The 20219-nt window shown below is 37.2% G+C and carries 22 protein-coding genes and 1 riboswitch; of the genes, 13 read left to right on the top strand and 9 right to left on the bottom strand.

Features of this window, described 5'->3' with window-relative positions; genetic code table 11:
• Positions 1 to 137 precede the first annotated feature (137 nt).
• From M0D58_RS18090 to M0D58_RS18075, 4 genes are all read left to right on the top strand, one after another.
• Positions 138 to 548 carry an acyl-CoA thioesterase gene (locus tag M0D58_RS18090; RefSeq protein ID WP_248392429.1) on the top strand — a complete coding sequence of 137 codons (411 nt, stop codon included), beginning with the start codon at positions 138 to 140 and terminating at the stop codon, positions 546 to 548.
• Between the two features lie 10 nt (positions 549 to 558).
• The gene (gene pheA, locus M0D58_RS18085; protein ID WP_248392428.1) at positions 559 to 1407 is read left to right on the top strand and encodes a prephenate dehydratase; all 849 of its coding nucleotides are present in this window, start codon (positions 559 to 561) and stop codon (positions 1405 to 1407) included.
• Positions 1408 to 1504: 97 nt separating this feature from the next.
• Entirely contained in the window at positions 1505 to 3715 is a 2211-nt protein-coding gene (locus tag M0D58_RS18080; RefSeq protein ID WP_248392426.1) for a DUF2339 domain-containing protein, read from the top strand.
• A 111-nt stretch (positions 3716 to 3826) separates the two neighbouring features.
• On the top strand, positions 3827 to 4270 hold the full coding sequence (locus M0D58_RS18075; RefSeq protein WP_248392424.1) for a hypothetical protein: 444 nt from the start codon (positions 3827 to 3829) through the stop codon (positions 4268 to 4270).
• A gap of 73 nt (positions 4271 to 4343) precedes the next feature.
• On the opposite strand, the gene M0D58_RS18070 is transcribed toward M0D58_RS18075, so the two are convergent.
• Together M0D58_RS18070 and M0D58_RS18065 are read right to left on the bottom strand one after the other, a co-directional pair.
• A complete protein-coding gene (locus M0D58_RS18070; protein WP_248392423.1) occupies positions 4344 to 5621 on the bottom strand; it encodes a replication-associated recombination protein A in 1278 nt (425 codons plus the stop codon).
• A gap of 179 nt (positions 5622 to 5800) precedes the next feature.
• Positions 5801 to 6517 (bottom strand): DUF6261 family protein, encoded by a 717-nt coding sequence (locus M0D58_RS18065; protein ID WP_248392422.1) that lies wholly within the window; start codon positions 6515 to 6517, stop codon positions 5801 to 5803.
• A gap of 503 nt (positions 6518 to 7020) precedes the next feature.
• Here M0D58_RS18065 and yidD point away from each other — a divergent pair.
• Together yidD and lgt are read left to right on the top strand one after the other, a co-directional pair.
• Positions 7021 to 7272, top strand: coding sequence for a membrane protein insertion efficiency factor YidD (gene yidD / locus M0D58_RS18060; RefSeq protein WP_248392420.1), 252 nt, complete (start codon positions 7021 to 7023; stop codon positions 7270 to 7272).
• 429 nt (positions 7273 to 7701) lie between these two features.
• A complete protein-coding gene (gene lgt / locus M0D58_RS18055; RefSeq protein ID WP_412059353.1) occupies positions 7702 to 8568 on the top strand; it encodes a prolipoprotein diacylglyceryl transferase in 867 nt (288 codons plus the stop codon).
• 214 nt (positions 8569 to 8782) lie between these two features.
• Here lgt and M0D58_RS18050 read toward each other — a convergent pair whose 3' ends face one another.
• A complete protein-coding gene (locus M0D58_RS18050; protein WP_248392418.1) occupies positions 8783 to 10297 on the bottom strand; it encodes an NAD(P)H-hydrate dehydratase in 1515 nt (504 codons plus the stop codon).
• 201 nt (positions 10298 to 10498) lie between these two features.
• Here M0D58_RS18050 and mscL point away from each other — a divergent pair, with 201 nt between their 5' ends.
• A complete protein-coding gene (mscL, locus tag M0D58_RS18045; protein WP_248392417.1) occupies positions 10499 to 10885 on the top strand; it encodes a large conductance mechanosensitive channel protein MscL in 387 nt (128 codons plus the stop codon).
• Positions 10886 to 10933: 48 nt separating this feature from the next.
• On the opposite strand, the gene M0D58_RS18040 is transcribed toward mscL, so the two are convergent.
• Together M0D58_RS18040 and M0D58_RS18035 are read right to left on the bottom strand one after the other, a co-directional pair.
• On the bottom strand, positions 10934 to 11893 hold the full coding sequence (locus M0D58_RS18040; RefSeq protein WP_248392416.1) for a D-2-hydroxyacid dehydrogenase: 960 nt from the start codon (positions 11891 to 11893) through the stop codon (positions 10934 to 10936).
• Positions 11894 to 11964: 71 nt separating this feature from the next.
• Positions 11965 to 12375: an LNS2 domain-containing protein gene (locus M0D58_RS18035; RefSeq protein ID WP_029294086.1), complete on the bottom strand. Its 411-nt coding sequence runs from the start codon at positions 12373 to 12375 to the stop codon at positions 11965 to 11967.
• A gap of 250 nt (positions 12376 to 12625) precedes the next feature.
• On the opposite strand from M0D58_RS18035, the gene idi reads away from it, so the two are divergent.
• Genes idi through gcvT form a run of 3 tightly spaced genes read left to right on the top strand, consistent with a single transcriptional unit; the run spans position 12626 to position 14706 of the window.
• Positions 12626 to 13141, top strand: coding sequence for an isopentenyl-diphosphate Delta-isomerase (idi, locus tag M0D58_RS18030; RefSeq protein ID WP_248392415.1), 516 nt, complete (start codon positions 12626 to 12628; stop codon positions 13139 to 13141).
• Positions 13138 to 13614, top strand: coding sequence for a hypothetical protein (locus M0D58_RS18025; protein WP_248392414.1), 477 nt, complete (start codon positions 13138 to 13140; stop codon positions 13612 to 13614). Before idi ends, M0D58_RS18025 begins: the two co-directional genes overlap by 4 nt.
• 15 nt (positions 13615 to 13629) lie before the next feature.
• Complete coding sequence (gcvT, locus tag M0D58_RS18020; protein ID WP_248392413.1) at positions 13630 to 14706, top strand: glycine cleavage system aminomethyltransferase GcvT; 1077 nt, start codon at positions 13630 to 13632, stop codon at positions 14704 to 14706.
• Positions 14707 to 14772: 66 nt separating this feature from the next.
• Here the strand turns inward: gcvT and M0D58_RS18015 are convergent, their stop codons facing one another.
• Positions 14773 to 15024 carry a hypothetical protein gene (locus tag M0D58_RS18015; RefSeq protein ID WP_248392412.1) on the bottom strand — a complete coding sequence of 84 codons (252 nt, stop codon included), beginning with the start codon at positions 15022 to 15024 and terminating at the stop codon, positions 14773 to 14775.
• 17 nt (positions 15025 to 15041) lie between these two features.
• Positions 15042 to 15389, bottom strand: a complete 348-nt coding sequence (locus M0D58_RS18010; RefSeq protein ID WP_248392411.1) for an arsenate reductase family protein — start codon at positions 15387 to 15389, stop codon at positions 15042 to 15044.
• 110 nt (positions 15390 to 15499) lie between these two features.
• Here M0D58_RS18010 and M0D58_RS18005 point away from each other — a divergent pair, with 110 nt between their 5' ends.
• The 3 genes from M0D58_RS18005 (at position 15500) to M0D58_RS17995 (ending at position 18262) form a co-directional block, all read left to right on the top strand.
• A complete protein-coding gene (locus tag M0D58_RS18005) occupies positions 15500 to 15967 on the top strand; it encodes an acyl-CoA thioesterase (protein WP_169229910.1) in 468 nt (155 codons plus the stop codon).
• Positions 15967 to 16839, top strand: a complete 873-nt coding sequence (locus M0D58_RS18000) for a sugar phosphate isomerase/epimerase family protein (protein WP_248392409.1) — start codon at positions 15967 to 15969, stop codon at positions 16837 to 16839. Before M0D58_RS18005 ends, M0D58_RS18000 begins: the two co-directional genes overlap by 1 nt.
• Before the next feature lie 14 nt (positions 16840 to 16853).
• Positions 16854 to 16921: riboswitch (Fluoride riboswitch) on the top strand.
• Positions 16922 to 16954: 33 nt separating this feature from the next.
• Positions 16955 to 18262, top strand: coding sequence for a voltage-gated chloride channel family protein (locus M0D58_RS17995; protein WP_248392408.1), 1308 nt, complete (start codon positions 16955 to 16957; stop codon positions 18260 to 18262).
• Positions 18263 to 18619: 357 nt separating this feature from the next.
• On the opposite strand, the gene M0D58_RS17990 is transcribed toward M0D58_RS17995, so the two are convergent.
• Positions 18620 to 18808: a hypothetical protein gene (locus tag M0D58_RS17990; RefSeq protein WP_248392405.1), complete on the bottom strand. Its 189-nt coding sequence runs from the start codon at positions 18806 to 18808 to the stop codon at positions 18620 to 18622.
• 159 nt (positions 18809 to 18967) lie between these two features.
• On the bottom strand, positions 18968 to 20209 hold the full coding sequence (locus tag M0D58_RS17985) for an MFS transporter (protein WP_248392403.1): 1242 nt from the start codon (positions 20207 to 20209) through the stop codon (positions 18968 to 18970).
• Positions 20210 to 20219 lie beyond the last annotated feature (10 nt).

Genomic DNA, 20219 nt, shown 5'->3' with positions numbered 1-20219 from the left:
AATTTATGCCCCGATTAGTTCTTAGTTAGTATTGTTTTTGGAAGGAAGACAAAGGTCCATATTTTTTATTTCAAAAAAAAATATTGTAGTTATTGATTATTTAAAAATATATTTGTATGTATATTTAAGCAGGAACAATGATACATACAAAACACTCATTACGAGTACGTTACGGAGAAACAGATCCCATGAAATACGTTTATTATGGTAATTATGCAGAGTACCTCGAAATTGGCCGCGTAGAACTTTTCCGCAGTATAGGAATGTCTTATAATGAGATTGAGAATCAAGGAATTTGGCTGCCTGTTTCGGAGTATAAAATTAAGTATTTGCGGCCTGCTTTTTACGATGAAAAACTGGAAATTCATACTTATGTTAAAAAAATTCCCGGTGTGAGAATTGAATTCGAGTATGAAATTTTTAACGAGGAAAATATTAAAATTACAGAGGCTTCTACCACACTGTTTTTTCTTGATGCTAAAACCAATAAAGTAGTGAAATGCCCGAATTACCTCATGGCACTGATTAAAGAAAACTGGAAAGAATAAATAAAGAATAATGAAGATTGCATTTTTGGGCCCGGAGGCCAGTTTTACACAGCTTGCAGCGATTCAGCTTTTCCCGGGAGAAGAGCTTATTCCTCAACCCAATATTCTCGACTGCTTTAAAGCGGTAGAAAAAGGCGAAGTGAATACAGCCGTTGTTCCCCTAGAAAATTCTATCGAAGGTACGGTTTCCATGACACTGGATTATTTATATAAAACAGCCGGAATAAAAATACTGGCTGAAGCAGTGATGCCGATTGCCCATCATCTGATGGTACATCCTGACTCAGATTCGGGGCCTGTTGAGAAGATTTATTCCCATCCGCAGGCTTTGGCGCAGAGTTTCCACTTTTTGGATATGCATTTTAAGGAAGTTCAGAAACAGGACTTCTCTTCAACTGCTGCTGCTGCAAGATATGTTTCAGAAAATGCAGACAGGAATTTAGCAGCCGTTGCCAATCAGTTTGCAGCCAATCTGTACGGACTGAAGATTATTCATCACAATATCCATGACTTTGAGCAGAATCATACAAGATTTATTATCATTTCCAAAGATCCGGGGAGCTATGACAACGAAAGCCTGAAAGTTTTAGGTGAAAAATCAGGATTGCTGGTAACCCTTCCGGAAGATCATGCAGGAGGCCTTCATCAGGTATTATCCGTATTTGCATGGCGAAAAATGAATCTCAGCAAAATAGAATCGAGAACGCTTAAAACAGGACTGGGAAATTATTTCTTTTTCATTAACGTGGTTGGAAAATGGGAATCTGCACTTCATCATAATGCTTTGGAAGAATTAAAAACGCTGGATGCAGAAACGTACTTCCTGGGAAATTACAAAGAGTTTGGATTAGAAAGTTAAAAGTTAATTTATATCCGAAAGATTTTTTAATGTAAATCTTTTGTCATAGAAATACAAATTGCAGTCAGCATACTTGTAAAACATTTAATTATATTTGATGTTACCAAATCCGAAGCAGATGTATATCCTGATCATCATTTTATTAATTATCATCATCATTCTTTTCAGAAGTCTGAATAAAAGGATCAGGAATCTCGAGAACGAAATTTCGAAAATCAGGGAAGAACAAACCGGAAACCGCAAAGAGGAAATAAAAGATCTTCCGGAGAGACAATTGTTTCCATTATCAGAAGAGATTATTGAAGAAAAGGAAAGATCTCACGATAATAAGAATACCGAAGTGCCCAACGTAAAAATCAGTCCCGTATTTGATTTTTTAAAGCAGAATGCCATTGCAATAGCCGGGATTTTCACATTGGTTCTCGGAATCGGGTATTTCGTGAAATATGCGATTGACAATAACTGGCTCGGTGAAGTTTCAAGAGCAGCAATAGGTTTTGCTGCAGGTGCGGGAATAATTACTGCCGGGCATTTTCTAAGAAAAAATTATACAGTTTTTGCTTCCATTATCACTGGTGGCGGTATTGCCGTACTGTATTTTACAACAACCATTGCATTTCGGGAGTACCATCTGTTTTCGCAGCAAGCAGCATTTTCAATGACATGTTTTGTAACACTGGTTTCCATATTTCTTTCTTATTATTACAAAAGTGAAATTCTTATTATTTTTTCGCTGTTCGGAGGATTTCTTGCTCCGTTGATGATCAGCACCGGACAAAGCAATTATCCTTTTCTTTTTATCTATATAACCGTCATTAATACCGGAATGCTTGCGATTGCATTCCTTAAAAAATGGAAGAGCATTGGCTGGATTTCATTTATTTTCACCTGTATCTACCTTTTTTACTGGACGCTGACAAAGACTGAAATCAACACAGTATATTTTTATGTAATAAGTTATATTATTTTCTACGCATTTGCATTACAGAAATATTTCACGGAAAAGAAATTGTTGCCCACTGATATTCTGATGCTTATTCTGGTGAACTTTACAGGAATTATTGGGACGGTATTTATTTTCAAACAATTACAATATGATCCCGTTATTATTTTCCCCGTTGCATTTGCTATAATCAATGGAATTCTGTTGTACAGAGAACATTCGGAAAAAAAATTCGGCAGCGCGCATTCCATATTTTCGGGGATTGCAGTGAGTCTTATTACGGCAGCTTTCGCACTTCAATTCAGTACTCATTTAATTACCACGGTCTGGGCTATTGAAAGTACCCTTCTCCTTTTCATCTGGAGGAAAACCCGTATTAGTATTTTCAGGAATTTTTTTTATATCCTCTTCCCTCTTGTGATTATTGCGCAAATAATGACCTGGGTAGAATATATAAATTCCCGGAATCTTAAAATCATTTTCAACCCTGTGTTTCTAACGAGTTTGGTAACTGTTATCACCATTTTTATCAACCTTAGCCTGCTCAGAAAAATACACCAGAAACAAAAAGACAGCAGCTTTTTTGAAAACCTGTTTTCGGCGGTAAGCTATGCGGTTATTTATATTGCCATTTTATCAGAAATCATTTATCATATTTCGGACGAACCGATGATCATTATTTTTACCATCGGAATGCTTTTCAGTTTGTATTTTATTTTTATTATTCTGCTTTTCAGAAAAAAACTTGGGATCGCAAAAATACTTGAATACGGACTTTTGTATATTTTTTTCTCCCTGATTATTCTGAACACCATCATCGCCGGCTCCGGAATTATTACCCATATTATTATGAAAAATGTTGACCTAAACCATTATTTCATGTATGGGCTGTATCTGATTCCTTTGATCTTTACCATAATAAAAATCATTCCCCATTCATCTTTTTTCACAATAAAGCTTTCCTATTGGCTTTTAGTAACTGCTGTTGTAACCGCTGTAAGCATGGAAACACATCACATTTATCTTTTAACCTTCTCGGAAAATATCGTCGGTATGAAAAAACTTCAGGAATACTTTACTCTACTTTACCTTCCGATTATATGGGCTATACTGGCAAGTATTTTTATTTATAAGGGGTTGAAAACCGATGCCAGAGAATATGCTAAGGCCGGCTTCGCTTTATTGGGCGTCACGATTGTCAAGCTCTATCTGTATGATGTCTGGAAAATGGATAATGTTTCAAGGATCATTGCATTTATCATACTCGGTTTTATTTTACTGCTCAGCTCTTTTTTATTCCAGCGACTGAAAAATATAGTAGTAACGATGGTTGAGAAAAAGGAAGAACCGGACAAAACAACCTGAAAATGGTTTATTTTTAATGATTTGATTAAATTATTATAAAATTTTCTTTACGCTTTCTAAAAAATAACTATATTTATCAAGTTTTTAACAGATACTTATTCCAAAAACATTATGAAAAAATTGCTCTACTCCTTTTTATTATTGTCTTCTGTCACTTTATTTGCACAGAAGAATGCTTCTACAAAATTTGCAGTGGCTGATGATATTGTCGGAACAGTAGATATGTTTACTGCCAATCATAAAACCGCTATTCAGAATACACAGACTTACAAATCTGCAGCAGAACTTCCGCAAAACCTTAAAAAATACAGCTTCATCGCTGAAAACGGTTTGGTAGTTTATAAATTAAAAAGCGACGAAGGAGCAATCGACAGGATTCCGCTTTCCGAACTTAACGTGCATTATGGCCTTGCCAAAGATACACCTGTATTCATTGACGGCTATGAATTTAAAAACAGTGATACAAAAGTTTTCGGTGATATCCTGAATAAAATGGAAGTTATAGACAACCATGGGGCAAAAGCCGTTTCCATCACAACTGCTATTAAGAAATAATTTTTTTAAACATTATATAAAAAAGGATACTTGTGTAAGTATCCTTTTTTTATTTATTCATTACAGCACAACATTAATATCTATTGTTCCATTTCTTTTTAAGTTCTTCATAGATTTTCTTTTCCGTTGCATTGTTGCCCGGCTGATACAATGTTACATCCCGGATCTCTTCCGGAAGGAAATCCTGATCAACAAAATTACCGTCATATGAATGTGCATATTTATATTCCTTCCCATAATCCAGATCTTTCATCAGTTTGGTAGGAGCATTTCTCAGGTGAAGGGGAACAGGAAGATTTCCGGTTTTTTTAACCAGAGCCAGCGCCTCATTGATAGCCATATAGGTCGAATTGCTCTTTGGAGAGACCGCCAGGTAAACTGCCGTTTCACTCAAGATAATCCTTGCCTCCGGATTCCCGATCACATTTACCGCCTGGAAACAGTTGTTGGCCATAATCAAGGCATTAGGATTTGCCAATCCGATATCTTCAGCAGCCAGTATCAGCATTCTCCGGGCTATGAACTTAATATCTTCTCCTCCCGCAATCATCCTTGCCAGCCAATACACCGCTCCATTTGGATCGCTTCCGCGCATTGATTTGATGAATGCTGAAATGATATCATAATGCTGTTCGCCGTTTTTATCATACAGTGCCATCGTTTCCTGCAGTACTTCCAGAACATCTTCATTACCGATCTCTTTTTTGGAAGAATTGATATATTGATTGAGCACCAGCTCCACAGAATTGATCAGTTTCCTTGCATCACCGCCGGAATATTGTATGAATGCTTCTTTTTCAACAACCTTAAAATCAGACTTTTCATCAGTATTAAATTTATCAAGAGCGATATCTATTAATTCCTCAAGTTTTTCATAGCTCAGTGCTTTCAGAATATAAACCTGACTTCTTGAGAGCAATGCGGAAACCACTTCAAAACTGGGATTTTCCGTGGTTGCCCCAATCAGGACGATCCATCCTTTCTCTACAGCATGCAACAGCGAATCCTGCTGTGATTTGTTGAATCTGTGAATTTCGTCAATAAATAAAATCGGAGATTTTCCCGAAAAAAGATTCTGTTTTTTAGCATCTTCAATGACATCACGGACATCTTTAACCCCCGAAGAAACTGCAGAAAGCTTATAGAATTTCCTTCCCGACTGTTCTGAAACAATTTCTGCCAAGGTTGTTTTTCCTGTTCCCGGCGGCCCCCAGAAAATTAAAGAATTCAGTGTATTATTCTGCAGCATTTTCCTTATGGTTCCCTTCTCACCTGTAAGGTGTTCCTGCCCGAGAACATCTTCCAGTGTCTTCGGTCTTAGTTTTTCTGCTAATGGAATATTTTGATTCAAGGTAGGTAAAAGTATTTGTTAAAGTTAAATATTGTGAACTGGTATTAATATGTAATGCAAAGTTAATAAAGTAATACAAATCTTATTCCTGTCACAGCATAAAAGAAACCCGCCAATGTATTGACGGGTTTTTGGGGCTAATTGATTTCTTATTCTCAAGGTAGCTTTTAATTTTTCCTCTACAGGCAAACATTTTTTTTATTCACCAGCAGTATATTATACTGATCCGTAAGCGTATTCAGTTGCTGATTGATGACTGTTTCGTATGGTGATAGCGGCATTTCCACCAGAAGATGAATCGTATCAATGCTGTCACGCAATGCATAATAGGCGGCATCCACCTCTTCTCTTTTAGACTTAATAGCTTCTGTACTTGCATATCCATATTCCTGGGCGCGGGAAAGATAGGCAGTATTAAACAGGTCATTGGCTGTTTTCATCTCATTGATCCATGCAGAAAGATTAAAGGTAGCAACCGCATTTGTAAGTTCGGGCTTATTTTCCCAATCTCTGATGAGATTATTAATCGTTGCGGTTTCTGTCCGATAATTTAAACGCACAATACCGCTTCCATACAGAGCCATATTATCGAGAAGCAATTGTGCCTTCTGTTTTTTATCTGCTTCGAAATGATAAGAATGCCCCAGAAGAAAATAATAAATTCCTTTGACGGCATTATCTCTTCTTTCATCCAACTGCAAAAGGTCCTGCGTTTTCCCGTTGTCCAAGGTTTCTTTGTACAGGTTTTCAAGCTCATCAATCCTGGTGTTAAAGGTTGAAAGTTTGGCATCGATCTGTAAGGTTGAAGGATTGTTCAGGGCGATAATTCCTGAGAAGTCTTTTACGTATTGCAGGTATTCTGCATCGCGGAGTTTAGGTAAATCAATAAAATTCATTTGTGTATTATTTTTATTATTTAAACCGTACGATACGATTTTTTATTTATCTGTTCCGGTTAGCCCCCTTCATCAATAAGATTACCTTCCGGATATTTCCGAAAATCTCCTGCAGGCTGCAGGAAGCTTTCGGGGTTTCCCGAAAAGCTGTTGCGAGGGTGCGACAAACTTTCGGGTGTTCCCGAAAAGTCATTACAGGGGTGCAACAGCTTTTCGGGAAAACAGGAAATTACTTGCGGCTTTCAGCCTGGGTTTTCCAGAATTCTACCTGTTCTTAACTTTTTATGTTCTTCTTTATTGCCGATAAGGTTTTGGGAAGAAGCATTTTATCAAAAATACATAATTTTCTTTTAGAAAATAACACGGATCGCAATAATTTAGGTTACAGCAATTTCACAAATCGACCAACACCAAAATATCTCCGATAAACACCCTCCTTTCCTGCCGAAACTTCCGGTATATTTCCGCCAACTTCCGATTTTTTACCCTATTTTTGCAATGTTTTGAAACGTACAGCCAACAAAATCATCACCTTTCCTTTGGTAATTCTCATCAGATTCTACCAATGGTTTATTTCTCCGCTGCTGCCTAAAAACTGCAGGTATGAACCTACCTGTTCGCATTATATGGTAAAAGCGTTACAGGTGCATGGGCCTTTGAAAGGATTCTGGCTGGGCATCAAAAGAATTTCAAGATGTCATCCTTGGGGAGGAAGCGGCTATGATCCCGTTCCGCCCCGACACAATAAAATTTAGAATATAACAAACTATAAAAGAATAGAAATGAGCAATATTTTTTTCAGAATGTACCTCGTTATTTTTGCGTTTATTACCCAGTGTTTATTTGCGCAGAATTATCCGGACGGAATGTCGGAAGGAACTTTAAAAATCAACAATGCAAATATTCCTGTAAAGATCTACAGTACTACGGAACTTGGAGACCTTAACGTGTTCCCGGACAGAAAAGTAGAAGGAAACGTACTGATTATTCTGAACGAAGCTAATTTTGAACCTGCCTATTTCAACATCAGTGCTCTTACTCTGGATAAGCTTAAAACAGCTCACTACCAGTTTTTGGATAAAAATTTCAAGCTTATAGAAACACCGGCCACGAAAGATAATATCGCAGCTTTCAAGTACGCGGTAAAATCAAGTAAACCGATTGCTTCATCAGATCAGATAAACCTGGAGACTTCTTTTAAGATCTGGGATCCTACAAAAGGAATTGTACTGGGACCAATAACCCTGCATTTTTACAGCTTAATGTTCATTTTCGCATTCGGTTTCGGGTATGTTTTAATGAACAGGATCTTTAAAATCGACAATGTCAACCAGAAATACCTGGAGCCATTATTTACCTGGACTTTGGTAGGAACAATTCTGGGGGCACGTTTGGGACACGTCATCTTTTACCAGCCGGAATTATTCAAAGAAGATTTCTGGAGCGTATTTTTACCGATCAGTACTAAAAATGGCCTTAAATTTACCGGGTTTTCAGGATTGGCAAGTCATGGGGCAACCATCGCACTGATTTTTACCACCCTTTATTATTCATTCAAAATTATTAAGAAAAATCCTTTATGGGTGTACGACAGACTTGGAATTGTTGTAGCACTGGGGGGTGCGTTCGTAAGACTTGGAAATTTCTTTAACTCCGAAATTATCGGAAAGCCGGTGGACCCCAACTCACCCTTCGCTTTACTTTTCCCGCAACAAAGCAGCGAGTACGGCGTGACGGTGCCACGTTATCCATCACAGCTTTTTGAAGCATTCGGATATATCTGTCTGTTTGTCCTGTTGTGGATTTTATACAGAAAAACCAATAAGAAATATCAGCAGGGATGGTTGTTCGGATTATTTTTCATCATTCTTTGGGCAATAAGATTCTTTGTAGAATTCCTGAAAGAGCCACAGGGTGATGAATTCATTCAGTTCGGAGGACTGAATACCGGACAGGTATTATCAATTCCTTTTATGATTGCCGGCGTCGTAATCATGATTATATCTAAAAAGTTCAGAATCACACAGGCGGAAAATGAAAAACCTGAATAATTCTTAAGATATTTTATTACAAACAAGTAAAAGCAAGTCGTGAAGGCTTGCTTTTTATTTGGTTATCATTTTTTGATTAAGATTATTCAATTATCTTTTGTCTTAGAATCGAAGATTATATTCTTTTACTCGGTGAATGTTATTTCGGTGTAGTCAAACAAAGTTCAAGACTGGAATCTGACGTATTCTCTCGTCTATTATCTTTAAAAGCTTCTCATAAAAGCTTCTCCACTTTACCATTCAATTCAGAAAATACATTCCCAAACTCATTAATTACATCAGATGGAAGCATGGATTCTTTGGAATGTTTCTCTGAAGCAAATTCAGCTGCTTTTCCATGGAACCATACGCCCAACACTGCTGCTTCCTGCTCTGTATACTGCTGTGCCAGGAATGAAGTGATAATTCCCGTAAGAATATCGCCGCTCCCGCCTTTGGCCAGCCCGGAATTGCCTGTGATATTATAGAAAACCTTGCCTTCCGGGGTAACAATCTGGGTATGATGATCTTTTAAAACAATATAAATCTGCAGCTCCCGGCTTTTACTTTTAGCCAGCTCCGTTCTTTCAAAAGAATTTTTCGTTTTTCCGAAAAGCCTTTCAAATTCTTTGGGATGGGGAGTGATAATCGATTTCTTAGGAATTAAATTTAAACTGGCAGGATCCTGAGCTATAATATTTAAAGCATCTGCATCAAGAATCAACGGTTTTGAATAGCTTTTTAAAAACTTAAGAAGACTTGTCGCTGTTTTTTCATGGGTTCCGATTCCGGGACCTATTCCGCAAACAGCTGTTTCATCAACATCGAAACTTTCAATACAATCTTTTCCGCCTTCGATAAACATGGCCTCCGGATCAGAAGTCTGCAAAATTTCGTATCCGCATTTTGGAGCCAGTGTAAAAGTGAGACCTGCACCTGTCTTCAGAGCAGACCTGGTAGAAAGTACTGCCGCTCCCATTTTCCCATAGCTTCCGGCGATAATATTTACCTTTCCATAAGTTCCTTTATGCGAAAATTCACTTCTTATTTTAAAAATAGTTTTAATGATCTCATCATCAATTACAAAATCTTCCGTTTCAGTTTCATCAATATAATCCTGACTTAAATGAATATCCAACACCTGAACTCTTCCTGCAAACTTTCCGGTTTCGGCATGGAGAAAAGATTTTTTCCAGAACTGGAAACTTAACGTATAGTCTGCCATAAAAACAACCGAATCAGAATCTGAAACAGCATCAGCCAGAAGACCAGAAGGCAGATCAATGGAAATTTTTATGTTTTTTTTCTGATTTAAAAACTCTACCAGGTTTTTCATATCACCGTCCAGACTTCTTGAAAGTCCGGTGCCGAAGAGCGCATCAATAATCACTGTTCTGCTGTCAAAACGATAATTGAATACTTCTTTAAACTCCCTGACTGTTATTCCTGAAATTTCTTTGATGTGCCTGAAATTTTCCTGAGCATCGGAAGAAAACTTAGCTTTTGTATGAGTAAATACATCTATATCGAATCCTTTCTGGTAAAGCATTCTGGCAATAGCAAAACCGTCGCCCCCATTATTTCCGCTTCCACAGAAAACAACAAAATTACGGTGATGATTACAGTTTTCAGAGATCCATTCCACGCATGATTCTGCAGCTCTTTCCATAAGCTGTACAGAAGAAACCGGCTCATTTTTTATAGTGTATTGATCACAGTCGCGAATCTGCTCTGCTGTAAAAATTTTCATTGATTGATATTTAATAATGTGCTATCAGCAATTTACAAAAAAGTAATTTTAAAAAAACCGGTACATATAAAATTTATAATAAAATATTAGAAAACAGTCCTTATCTACGCAAATTATTCGCTAAAGAAGGAATTAAAATGAAACAATTACATATTTTTTTGTAAATTAACCTGATTTTAGACAATAATTAAAAATATAAATATGGGATTTGTTAAAGAATTTAAAGAATTTGCGTTCAAAGGGAACGTGCTTGATCTTGCAGTCGGTGTCATCATTGGTGCTGCGTTCAGTGCCATTGTAAAGTCATTTGTTGATGACATCATTACACCACTTCTTCTGAATCCGGCTTTGGAAAAGGCTAATGTTAAAAATATTGCAGAACTTTCCTGGGGAGGGGTAAAATATGGTAATTTTTTATCTTCGGTTATCAGCTTCCTTATAGTTGCTTTTGTTCTATTTCTTCTTATTAAAGGTGTAAACAGTCTTAATAAAAAACCGGAAACAGCACCTCCGCCACCGGTACTTACGGAAGACCAGAAATTACTTACAGAAATAAGAGATTTACTTAAAACTAAAAATAATATATAAAGAAAAGCACTTCGTATGAAGTGCTTTATTATTGTGATTAATATTGTACTACTGAATCTGTAAAATACTGGATATCTGCTCTGCCAATGAAAGCCCGATTCTGTCCTGAGCTTCCAGTGTTGAAGCACCGGTGTGTGGTGTCATGGAAATTTTCGGATGATTGAGGATTTCTTTGGAAGGTGTAGGCTCATTGATAAAAACATCCAGTCCTGCGAATTTCACTTTTCCTGAATTTAAGGCTTCGATCAATGCTGTTTCATCGATAACGCCACCTCTTGAGCAGTTTACGATGGCAACTCCGTCTTTCATCATTTCAAATTCATTTTTACCGATCATATATCCGTCTTTTTGCGCCGGCACATGAAGCGTTATAAAATCTGAATGTTTAAGAACATCCTGTAGCGGTTCCGTTTCGATATCAACATTGATGAACTGGTTGTTATAGAAAGTTACCTTAATACTTGCTCTTCCCACATTGCTATCTGCTGCTACCACTCTCATTCCAAGGCCGAGTGCAATTTTAGCAACCTCCTGCCCGATTCTTCCCATTCCTACAATACCGATTGTTTTTCCTTTCAGTTCAATACCGGCTGCATATGCTTTTTTCAGGGCTGCAAATTCGGAATCACCTACCAAAGGCATTTTCCTGTTGGAATCCTGCAAAAATCTTGCTCCGGAAAACAAATGGGCAAAAACCAGTTCTGCCACCGATTCTGAAGAAGCTGAAGGCGTATTGATTACATGAATACCTTTTTCTCTGGCATAATCCACATCAATATTATCCATTCCTACACCACCTCTCCCGATGATTTCGAGGGACGGACAATTGTCAATAATATCTTTTCTGACCTGTGTGGCACTTCGTACCAGCAATGTGCGGATCTTATGCTCATTAATATAATCCATCAAAAACTCCTGAGGAACTTTTGCAGTGATTACTTCAAAACCTTTTTCAGTGAGTGCATCAATACCGGATTGATCCAGGCCGTCGTTTGCTAAAACTTTCATAAACTTTGTAGATTAAAGTAAAGACTAGCGATTAACCCAAAAATTAATCGTTTAATCTTTGAATTAAATTTTTATTCTCCGTCTTCTTTAAAAACTTCAATGGTAACCTGTTTTTCAACAAGATCAGTAAATTTACCTTTATACCGTGTTGCTCTTACCAGGTGATTATCGATCCAGTGGTAATTTCCCCCTCTTGGCTTTCCGCATAATACACTGTGGTATTTGAAACCGTGTTTATCCAGCCAGTCAATGGTAATCTGTTTCAGGTTTTCTGTTCTCGATGTGAAAAAACATATCTGGTGACCTTCATCATACCATTTGTTGATGGTTTCCAATGCATCGGGAAAAGGCTCGCAGGTAACCATTCTTTCTGGTTCTTCGTTCGGAACGTCCTCTGTAATGGTTCCATCGATATCAATGAGGTAGTTTTTTACGCCGTCTTTCAGGATAGGGCTAATGTGATCTTTGTACTCTAATTCCATCATAAAAAATTGAATGGCAAAGTTACGTTTTTTACATCAATAAGCCCTGCTAAACTTATTAAATGTAAAATTTTTAAACTAAAATTTGACAATTAGCGAATAATTTTAACTACAATAACTCTTTTATATAATTTAAGTTAAAAATTTTCTTTTTTTGATAACGTCCATTTACAGATATCTTTGAATATCAAAATCATGATGTTTTACCAAAAATTTTCAGAATACATATATTACGCTTACATTTGTAGAAATGGAAGAATTCGTAGTTTTAGTAAACCCCGAAGATCAAATTCTCGGTTTAATGGAAAAGCAGCAGGCACACATCAACGGCCTTCTGCACCGTGCTTTCTCTGTATTTTTGTTCAACAGTAACGGTGAAATGCTTTTACAAAAAAGAGCTTCCGGAAAATATCATTCCCCATTAAAGTGGACCAACGCGGTCTGCTCTCATCCCAGAATTGAAGAAACATATTTAGAGGGAGCCAGACGCCGAATGAAAGAGGAGTTGGGAATTGACGCTGAACTTTCAGAAAAATTCAGCTTTATTTATAAGGCAGATGTAGGAAACGGGCTATGGGAACATGAACTTGATCACGTTTTTACAGGGATTTTTGAAGAAGAATTTCATCTTAATAAAGATGAAGTAGAAGAAATACGATATATTTCAATGGAGGATCTCGACAAAGAAATAGCCGGAAATCCTGAAAATTTCACAGAGTGGTTCAAGATTATCCTTGATGAATATAAACACCATTTTAATTCATGAAAAAAATTTTTCTCGCATTTGTTCTTTTAACAGGAACTTTATTGATGGCACAATCAATTCCAACAGAGGTATATGATCATGAAAACTACTCTATCATTTATCCTCAAGGCTGGAAAGTCACCAATGACAGCGAGATAGTCAATATATTTCCACCAAGCCAGATAGGAGCCATTACCATTTCGGAATATCATGCCCTGAATCTGCCGAAATCCGAAACTAAAAAATTCATCCTTGCCCTTTACAAATCGTCCGATGACGAAAAGAAAGTAATTTCTAAAAGCGGCAAAAAAGGATATACAGAATATTTTTACGAATACCTTGACGAAAAAGAAAAGCTCGTTTGGCTTACCAAAGTCTACCAGAAAGATAAAGACCTGTACCTGATTTCCATCAACTGCGGACAGAAATACTGGAACGGCAATTTTATGAAGCTTTTCAATGAAGCTTTTGACAGTTTTAAAATAAAGAAATAGAAATAAAAATTAACTATGAAGAAAACAGCATTGTACGACAAGCACTTATCTTTAGGCGCTAAAATCGTACCTTTTGCAGGTTTTGAAATGCCTGTACAATATTCCGGAGTTACTGAAGAACACTTTGCCGTAAGAGAAAAGGCAGGTTTGTTCGATGTTTCTCACATGGGACAGTTTTTCATTGAAGGAACGGGTTCCAAAGAACTATTGCAGTACGTTACAACCAATAATGTAGATGCATTGGAAAATGGAAAAGCCCAGTATTCATGCCTTCCTAACGAAAACGGAGGAATCGTGGACGATCTTATCGTTTACAAAATGGAAGACGACAAATATTTCGTGGTTGTTAATGCTTCAAACATTGATAAAGACTGGGATCACATCTCAAAATATAATACTTTCGGAGCGAAAATGACGAACGCTTCAGACGATATGTCCTTACTGGCAGTTCAGGGTCCGAAAGCTACCGGGATTCTTCAGAAATTAACGGAAACCAATCTTTCAGAAATTCCTTATTATCACTTTACCGTAGGTTCCGTAGCAGGAGTAAATGATGTCATCATATCCAATACCGGTTACACCGGAAGTGGCGGTTTTGAAATTTATTTTAAAAATGAAGATGCGGTAACGCTTTGGGATGCTATTATTGAAGCAGGTGCAGAAGAAGGTATCATTCCTTGCGGACTGGCATCCAGAGATACGCTGCGTCTTGAAAAAGGGTTTTGCCTGTATGGAAACGACATTGATGATACGACATCGCCTATTGAAGCAGGATTGGGATGGATCACCAAATTTGACAAAGATTTTCTTTCGAAAAAAACATTTGCCAAGCAAAAAGAAGAAGGCGTTACCAGAAAACTGGTTGGTTTCGAATTGACCGACAAGGGAGTTCCGAGACACGATTACCCTGTTGTAGACGCAGAAGGCAACGTGATCGGGAAAGTAACTTCCGGAACACAATCTCCAATGAAAAAAGTAGGATTAGGTCTTGCTTACGTAGATAAGCCTCACTTTAAAATCGGTTCTGAGATCTTCATCCAGGTAAGAAATAAAAATATTCCTGCCAAAGTGGTGAAAGCGCCTTTTGTGTAGTTGAATATATATACAAGAATATAACCGCAGAAATATTATACCTGCGGTTTTTTTATTTCATTCAGTTTAAGACTGTGTATCTATTAATTCCCAAAAGCCGTTTTTCTGTTCATTTGCAGATTTTAATATTCCTTCTTTCCTTAATTTAGTAGCTGCCCATCTAACATCATATTGCCACGTATAAAATAAATCACCAGAATTTAATAGTTCTTTTTCATAATTAATCCATATAAATTTACAAACTTGAAGTAATCTCGCCTTTCCACCACTATTTCTAAGAGCTATTATAATCCAATCTTTTAAATTCTCCTTTTTCATTTTACTAGTTTATAATTTTAAATTAAAAATTCTCTCAAAGCTTCCACATTCTTCTTATCATTTCCCACGAAAATTTTATCATTGGTAATAAAAACCGGACGCTTCAAAAACGTATAATGATCCAATAACAATTCTTTAAAATCCTTTTCTGTTAAAGACTTTACATCCAGGCCTCTCAATTTAATCTGCGTAGACTTTTTACTGAATAATGTTTCATAAGATTGGGTTTTCTCATACATTTCGGCTAATTCCTCTTCCGTAACCGGTTCTTTTCTGATCTCGCGCAATTCCCAGTCTGATAAATCAAATTGCGCTAAAATCTTTCTGCAGGTATCACACGTATTCAGGTGAAAAACTTTTTTCATTTAAATAATATTCTAATCGTTAACAGAAAATATTCATTTTCATTCTTCAAAAGTAAGATTTAATCTAAAATTTTAAAAATTATAAATACCTTTATTCAAATTTTAAAAGAATGGAGAACAAACCTGTGACTTTTCAGTTTATTTCTGAACCTTCAGACGTAAATTACGGAGGAAATGTGCATGGAGGAAGCGTGATGAAATGGATTGACCAGGCCGGCTATGCATGTGCCACCACCTGGAGCGGGAATTATTCTGTTACTGTATATGTGGGCGGAATCCGGTTTTATGAGCCGATAAAAATCGGGGAAATTGTAAAAGTGGAAGCGCAGGTGATCTACACCGGTTCTTCAAGCATGCATATCGCCATCAATGTGTTCTCCAGAAATCTTAAGCAGCCTAAATTCGATAAGAAAACACACTGTATCATTGTATTTGTGGCAGTTGATGAGAACGGAAAAAAACTTCCGGTCCCGAAATGGATTCCCGAAACCGAAGAAGACAGACAGAAAGAACAGTACGCTATACGGCTAATGCAGCTGCGTACACAGATTGAAGATGAAATGAAACCCTTCCTGTAATGCATAGAAAAGATTTTATCAAGCTTTCATCGTTGGGATTCCTAGGTTTATATTCCTGTGGAATTTCTCCATTTAAAAAAAGACAAAATACATTGGCAATTCAGTTATACACCGTACGGGATGCAATGTCGGCAAACCCTGAAAAAACACTCGAAAGACTGGCAGCCATGGGCTTTACCGGACTGGAAATCTATGCGTACAACAGTACTTTTTTCGGAAAAACCCCTCAGGAATTTCAGCGCATTCTTAAAAATACAGGATTGAGAGTCATCAGTTCACATCATATAACAGGAAATTTTAATAAAGGACAGGGAACTTTACTCTATAACTGGGAAAAATCTGTGGAAGATCTTCATTTTATTGGTTCAGAATATATGGTTTGCTCTTACCTTTTTCCGCAGGAACGAAATTTGGAAAACTATAAGAAACTTCCTGAACTGCTTGAAAATTCAGGAAAAGTTACAAAAGAAGCCGGAATTCAGTTTGCGTACCATAATCACGATTTTGAATTTGAAAAGTTTGATGACAACCGAAATGTTTATGATTTTATTTTAGAAAATTCTTCACCGGAACTGGTTAAAATGGAGCTTGATCTTTACTGGATTTCAAAGGCAGGAATCGATCCGCTGATGTATTTCGAGAAATATCCCGGAAGATTTCCGCTATGGCACGTAAAAGATATGAAAGCCGGGACAAAAGATTTCACCGAGATCGGAAATGGTACCATCGATTTTGAGCGAATTTTTAAAGCCGGAAAGCAGGCGGGTCTTCAATATTGGTTCCTGGAGCAGGATTCCAGTGATAAAGATATTTTTGAGAGTATCTGCATCAGCAACGAATTTATTGCTAAAAACCGTTTCTTTTTAAAATAATTTTTATCTTTGTACAACAAAAAGGAAATGGTGTTCTTCCTTACCCAACCGCTTTCAAAAAGCTGATGACGCCTGATTAAGAAAGATTATTAACAATAATTTGATCAGGAAAATTATGTCTCCAAAACAAAGAACCCATACTCACGTAATACAACTTCAACTTCGTTTATTTTCACGTAAATACCCGGCATTGTTATATGTCATTAAATGGCTTTTCATTAGCTTAATCATTGGAATCACTGCAGGAACCGCTTCCGCAGGCTTTCTGGAATCATTGTCGTGGGCAACCCGTTTCAGGGAAAGCCATGTCTGGCTGATTGCCTTTCTTCCGCTTGCCGGACTTGCTGTTGGAATGCTGTATTATTACTTTGGAAAAGATGTGGAAGCGGGAAACAACCTTCTCATCGAAACCATTCATGAACCGGCGAAAAAAATCATTCCTTTTAAAATGGCCCCGTTTGTTTATATCGGAACTATTGTCACCCATTTTTTCGGGGGCTCGGCAGGGCGTGAAGGAACAGCGTTACAAATTGCAGGGGCTATTTCAGACCAATTTACAAAACTTTTAAAGCTGAATGAGCAGGATCGAAAAGTGCTTATCATCTCAGCAATTGCTGCCGGATTCGGTTCTGTGTTCGGAACTCCATTGGCAGGAGCGGTTTTCGGGCTTGAAGTTTTTCTCATAGGAAAAATTCGATACAATGGTATTTTTCCGGCTTTTGCATCCGCTATTCTGGCAGATCAGGTTACCCGATTGTGGCATGTTCATCATACAGAATATCTTATCGGAGTAATCCCTAAAAATGATTTTCTGCCTTTTATTTATTCTGTGATAGCAGGAATTGTTTTCGGGATCTGTGCTGCTGCTTTCAGCAGGCTAATGCATTATGGAGATTTTATTTTTAAATCAAAATTTGCATATCCGCCTTTACGCTCTTTTGTTGGAGGAATTATTATTGCCGCAGCGGTTTTTGCAATGGGAACAACACGATATATCGGACTGGGAATTCCCGTTATTGAAGAAGCTTTCGGAAAACAGCTTCCTTTGTATGATTTTGTGCTGAAAATGTTATTTACAGTCGTAACGCTTTCAGCGGGATTTAAAGGAGGTGAGGTTACCCCATTATTTTTCATCGGAGCCACTTTGGGAAGCGCTTTGTCTATATTCATTCCGCTTCCCTATGGATTACTGGCGGGAATGGGGTTTGTAGCAGTCTTTGCAGGTGCTACCAATACTCCCCTTGCCTGCACTCTGATGGGAATTGAGCTTTTTGGTGCAGAATGTGGAATATATGTTGCCATTGCCTGTATTGTAGCTTATTTATTTTCAGGAAATAACAGTATTTACACAAAACAAAAAATCGGGGAAGCTAAAAACAGCAGGTTCAGATATTTTAACAATAAGAATTTTGAAGATTTGTAAAATGATCGCAGAATTTCCAAATTCAGGGTGCATTATAATTCCATAATTCAATTCGGAAAGATACTTCCTGAAACTTTATATTTATAGTTTAATTTAAATATCTCTTTGATTGTCTGCAACCTTAGCCCCGATTGCAGCAATTGTCTGAGCTCATTTTTATAATTTTCGGCGCGGCGGCTTCGCCGAAAATTATAAAAATAGCGAGTGCGGAAAGCGCGAACAGCTCCTGAAAATTAATTTTTTAAAACCTGCATGCGCAATAGCAGTTTTCAATAATTACAAAAACCTTTTGGTAATCCCAAAAGGCTTCTGCGTATTAAATGTGGAAATGTTTATTTCTAATGAAATAATTCTCTTTTATACAAGATCCTTACAAGTATATACTTGTGGACATGCTATGTATTGGATGCAATATTTAGGGCCTGTTACAGATCCTGCGCAGTCGCATCCGCAAAGGGAAAGATCAGGCGTTCCGCTAATACCACCCGTAATGTTTTTAAGATCAGCTTTTTTTAATTTTGTGGCGTTTTTCAAAAAATTTTTCATTGTGATTTGGTTTTGGTGATTAATTACAGTTTCAAAGTTAAACAAATATTAATTATTCACAGCATAATTTAATATTAAATTTTATAATTAATTTATTTTGTTCAACTTAATATTTTTATAACGGTAAACTATACTAATTTATTTCTTAAACAGCTGAATTTATTCTGTAAATTCCAGATCCCTGTTGTGAGTTTCGGAAATCGTAAGCGATGAGTAGAAAGCAAGTGTAAAAACGATAAGACCTACTAATGCGGCACTTACAATTACCGTAAAATCATTTTTAAAAAAATCAAAAGCGAGGATCATTACCGGAACTAAACCACGAACCATATTGGGAACAGTAGTAGTTGCCGTATTCCTGATATTTGTTCCGAATTGTTCTGCTGCCAGTGTGACAAACATAGCCCAATATCCGGTGCCTAAACCAAGCCAGACACAGAAAATATAGTATTTTGTTTCCGTATCCGTATTGCCAAACAGCATGAAGGCAACACCTATAATGGTAAAAATCAGCATATAAAAAATAGCCATTTTCCGGGATTTCAGAAGATGCGAAATAAACCCGCTTGCCAGATCACCTACGGAAATTCCTATATATGCCCACATAATAGCTTTACCTGGACTCAGGTCTTTAATTCCCAGTTCAGGAGCAAACTGATTGGCAAGTACCGCCAGAATCCCGATACAATACCAGGTCGGTAATCCGATTGCAATGCATTTCAAATATCTTATCAGACGATCTTTATGGGTAAAAAATGTAAGAAAGTTACCTTTGGAAACAGATTTGTGTTCAATATTTTTATAAATCCCGGATTCCGAAACACTTATTCTCAGGAATAATAATAAAATACCGAGTACTCCTCCTATGATGTAAGAAATATTCCAGCCACCAGCCAGCTCTACCGTAAGCTGCGCGACTACTGCGCCCATCAGTCCGAAACCGGCAACAACAGAAGTTCCAATGGCTCTCAGATTTTTCGGCAGGCTTTCGGAAACAAGGGTAATTCCGGCTCCAAGTTCTCCGGCAAGACCTATCCCTGCCAAAAATCTTAATCCTGCATACTGATACACTAAATGTTCTTTTGGAAAATACGGTAAAAAACCACAGGCAATATTTGCTAAAGAATAAACCAATATGGATCCGAATAAAACCGACAACCTGCCTTTCTTATCGCCGAAAACTCCCCAGAATATCCCGCCTATCAGTAATCCTACCATTTGCGCATTGAGAATAAAGGTTCCATCCGTATCCGGATTTAAGCCTAAAGCTTTTAAACTGGGAATTCGTACAATGCCGAACAGAAGCAAATCATAAATATCAACAAAGTATCCCAAAGCGGAAATGATAACAGGAATCGAAAAAATGTACTTCAGTTTCGAAGAAGTGGAAAGTTCTTGCATCTCGGAGTTT

Origin of the sequence: Chryseobacterium nepalense (genome assembly GCF_023195755.1) — a bacterium.
In the GTDB taxonomy this organism is placed as follows: Bacteria; Bacteroidota; Bacteroidia; order Flavobacteriales; family Weeksellaceae; genus Chryseobacterium; species Chryseobacterium nepalense.
Note: the sequence above shows the minus strand (reverse complement) of the source record. Positions and strands in the feature narration are given on the sequence as shown.

Coding starts and splice junctions, on each gene's coding strand:
- M0D58_RS18090 (WP_248392429.1), top strand. CDS start 138: ATGATACATACAAAACACTCATTACGAGTACGTTACGGAGAAACAGAT.
- pheA (WP_248392428.1), top strand. CDS start 559: ATGAAGATTGCATTTTTGGGCCCGGAGGCCAGTTTTACACAGCTTGCA.
- M0D58_RS18080 (WP_248392426.1), top strand. CDS start 1,505: ATGTTACCAAATCCGAAGCAGATGTATATCCTGATCATCATTTTATTA.
- M0D58_RS18075 (WP_248392424.1), top strand. CDS start 3,827: ATGAAAAAATTGCTCTACTCCTTTTTATTATTGTCTTCTGTCACTTTA.
- M0D58_RS18065 (WP_248392422.1), bottom strand. CDS start 6,517: ATGAATTTTATTGATTTACCTAAACTCCGCGATGCAGAATACCTGCAA.
- M0D58_RS18050 (WP_248392418.1), bottom strand. CDS start 10,297: ATGAAAATTTTTACAGCAGAGCAGATTCGCGACTGTGATCAATACACT.
- mscL (WP_248392417.1), top strand. CDS start 10,499: ATGGGATTTGTTAAAGAATTTAAAGAATTTGCGTTCAAAGGGAACGTG.
- M0D58_RS18040 (WP_248392416.1), bottom strand. CDS start 11,893: ATGAAAGTTTTAGCAAACGACGGCCTGGATCAATCCGGTATTGATGCA.
- M0D58_RS18035 (WP_029294086.1), bottom strand. CDS start 12,375: ATGGAATTAGAGTACAAAGATCACATTAGCCCTATCCTGAAAGACGGC.
- idi (WP_248392415.1), top strand. CDS start 12,626: ATGGAAGAATTCGTAGTTTTAGTAAACCCCGAAGATCAAATTCTCGGT.
- M0D58_RS18025 (WP_248392414.1), top strand. CDS start 13,138: ATGAAAAAAATTTTTCTCGCATTTGTTCTTTTAACAGGAACTTTATTG.
- gcvT (WP_248392413.1), top strand. CDS start 13,630: ATGAAGAAAACAGCATTGTACGACAAGCACTTATCTTTAGGCGCTAAA.
- M0D58_RS18015 (WP_248392412.1), bottom strand. CDS start 15,024: ATGAAAAAGGAGAATTTAAAAGATTGGATTATAATAGCTCTTAGAAAT.
- M0D58_RS18010 (WP_248392411.1), bottom strand. CDS start 15,389: ATGAAAAAAGTTTTTCACCTGAATACGTGTGATACCTGCAGAAAGATT.
- M0D58_RS18005 (WP_169229910.1), top strand. CDS start 15,500: ATGGAGAACAAACCTGTGACTTTTCAGTTTATTTCTGAACCTTCAGAC.
- M0D58_RS18000 (WP_248392409.1), top strand. CDS start 15,967: ATGCATAGAAAAGATTTTATCAAGCTTTCATCGTTGGGATTCCTAGGT.
- M0D58_RS17995 (WP_248392408.1), top strand. CDS start 16,955: ATGTCTCCAAAACAAAGAACCCATACTCACGTAATACAACTTCAACTT.
- M0D58_RS17990 (WP_248392405.1), bottom strand. CDS start 18,808: ATGAAAAATTTTTTGAAAAACGCCACAAAATTAAAAAAAGCTGATCTT.
- M0D58_RS17985 (WP_248392403.1), bottom strand. CDS start 20,209: ATGCAAGAACTTTCCACTTCTTCGAAACTGAAGTACATTTTTTCGATT.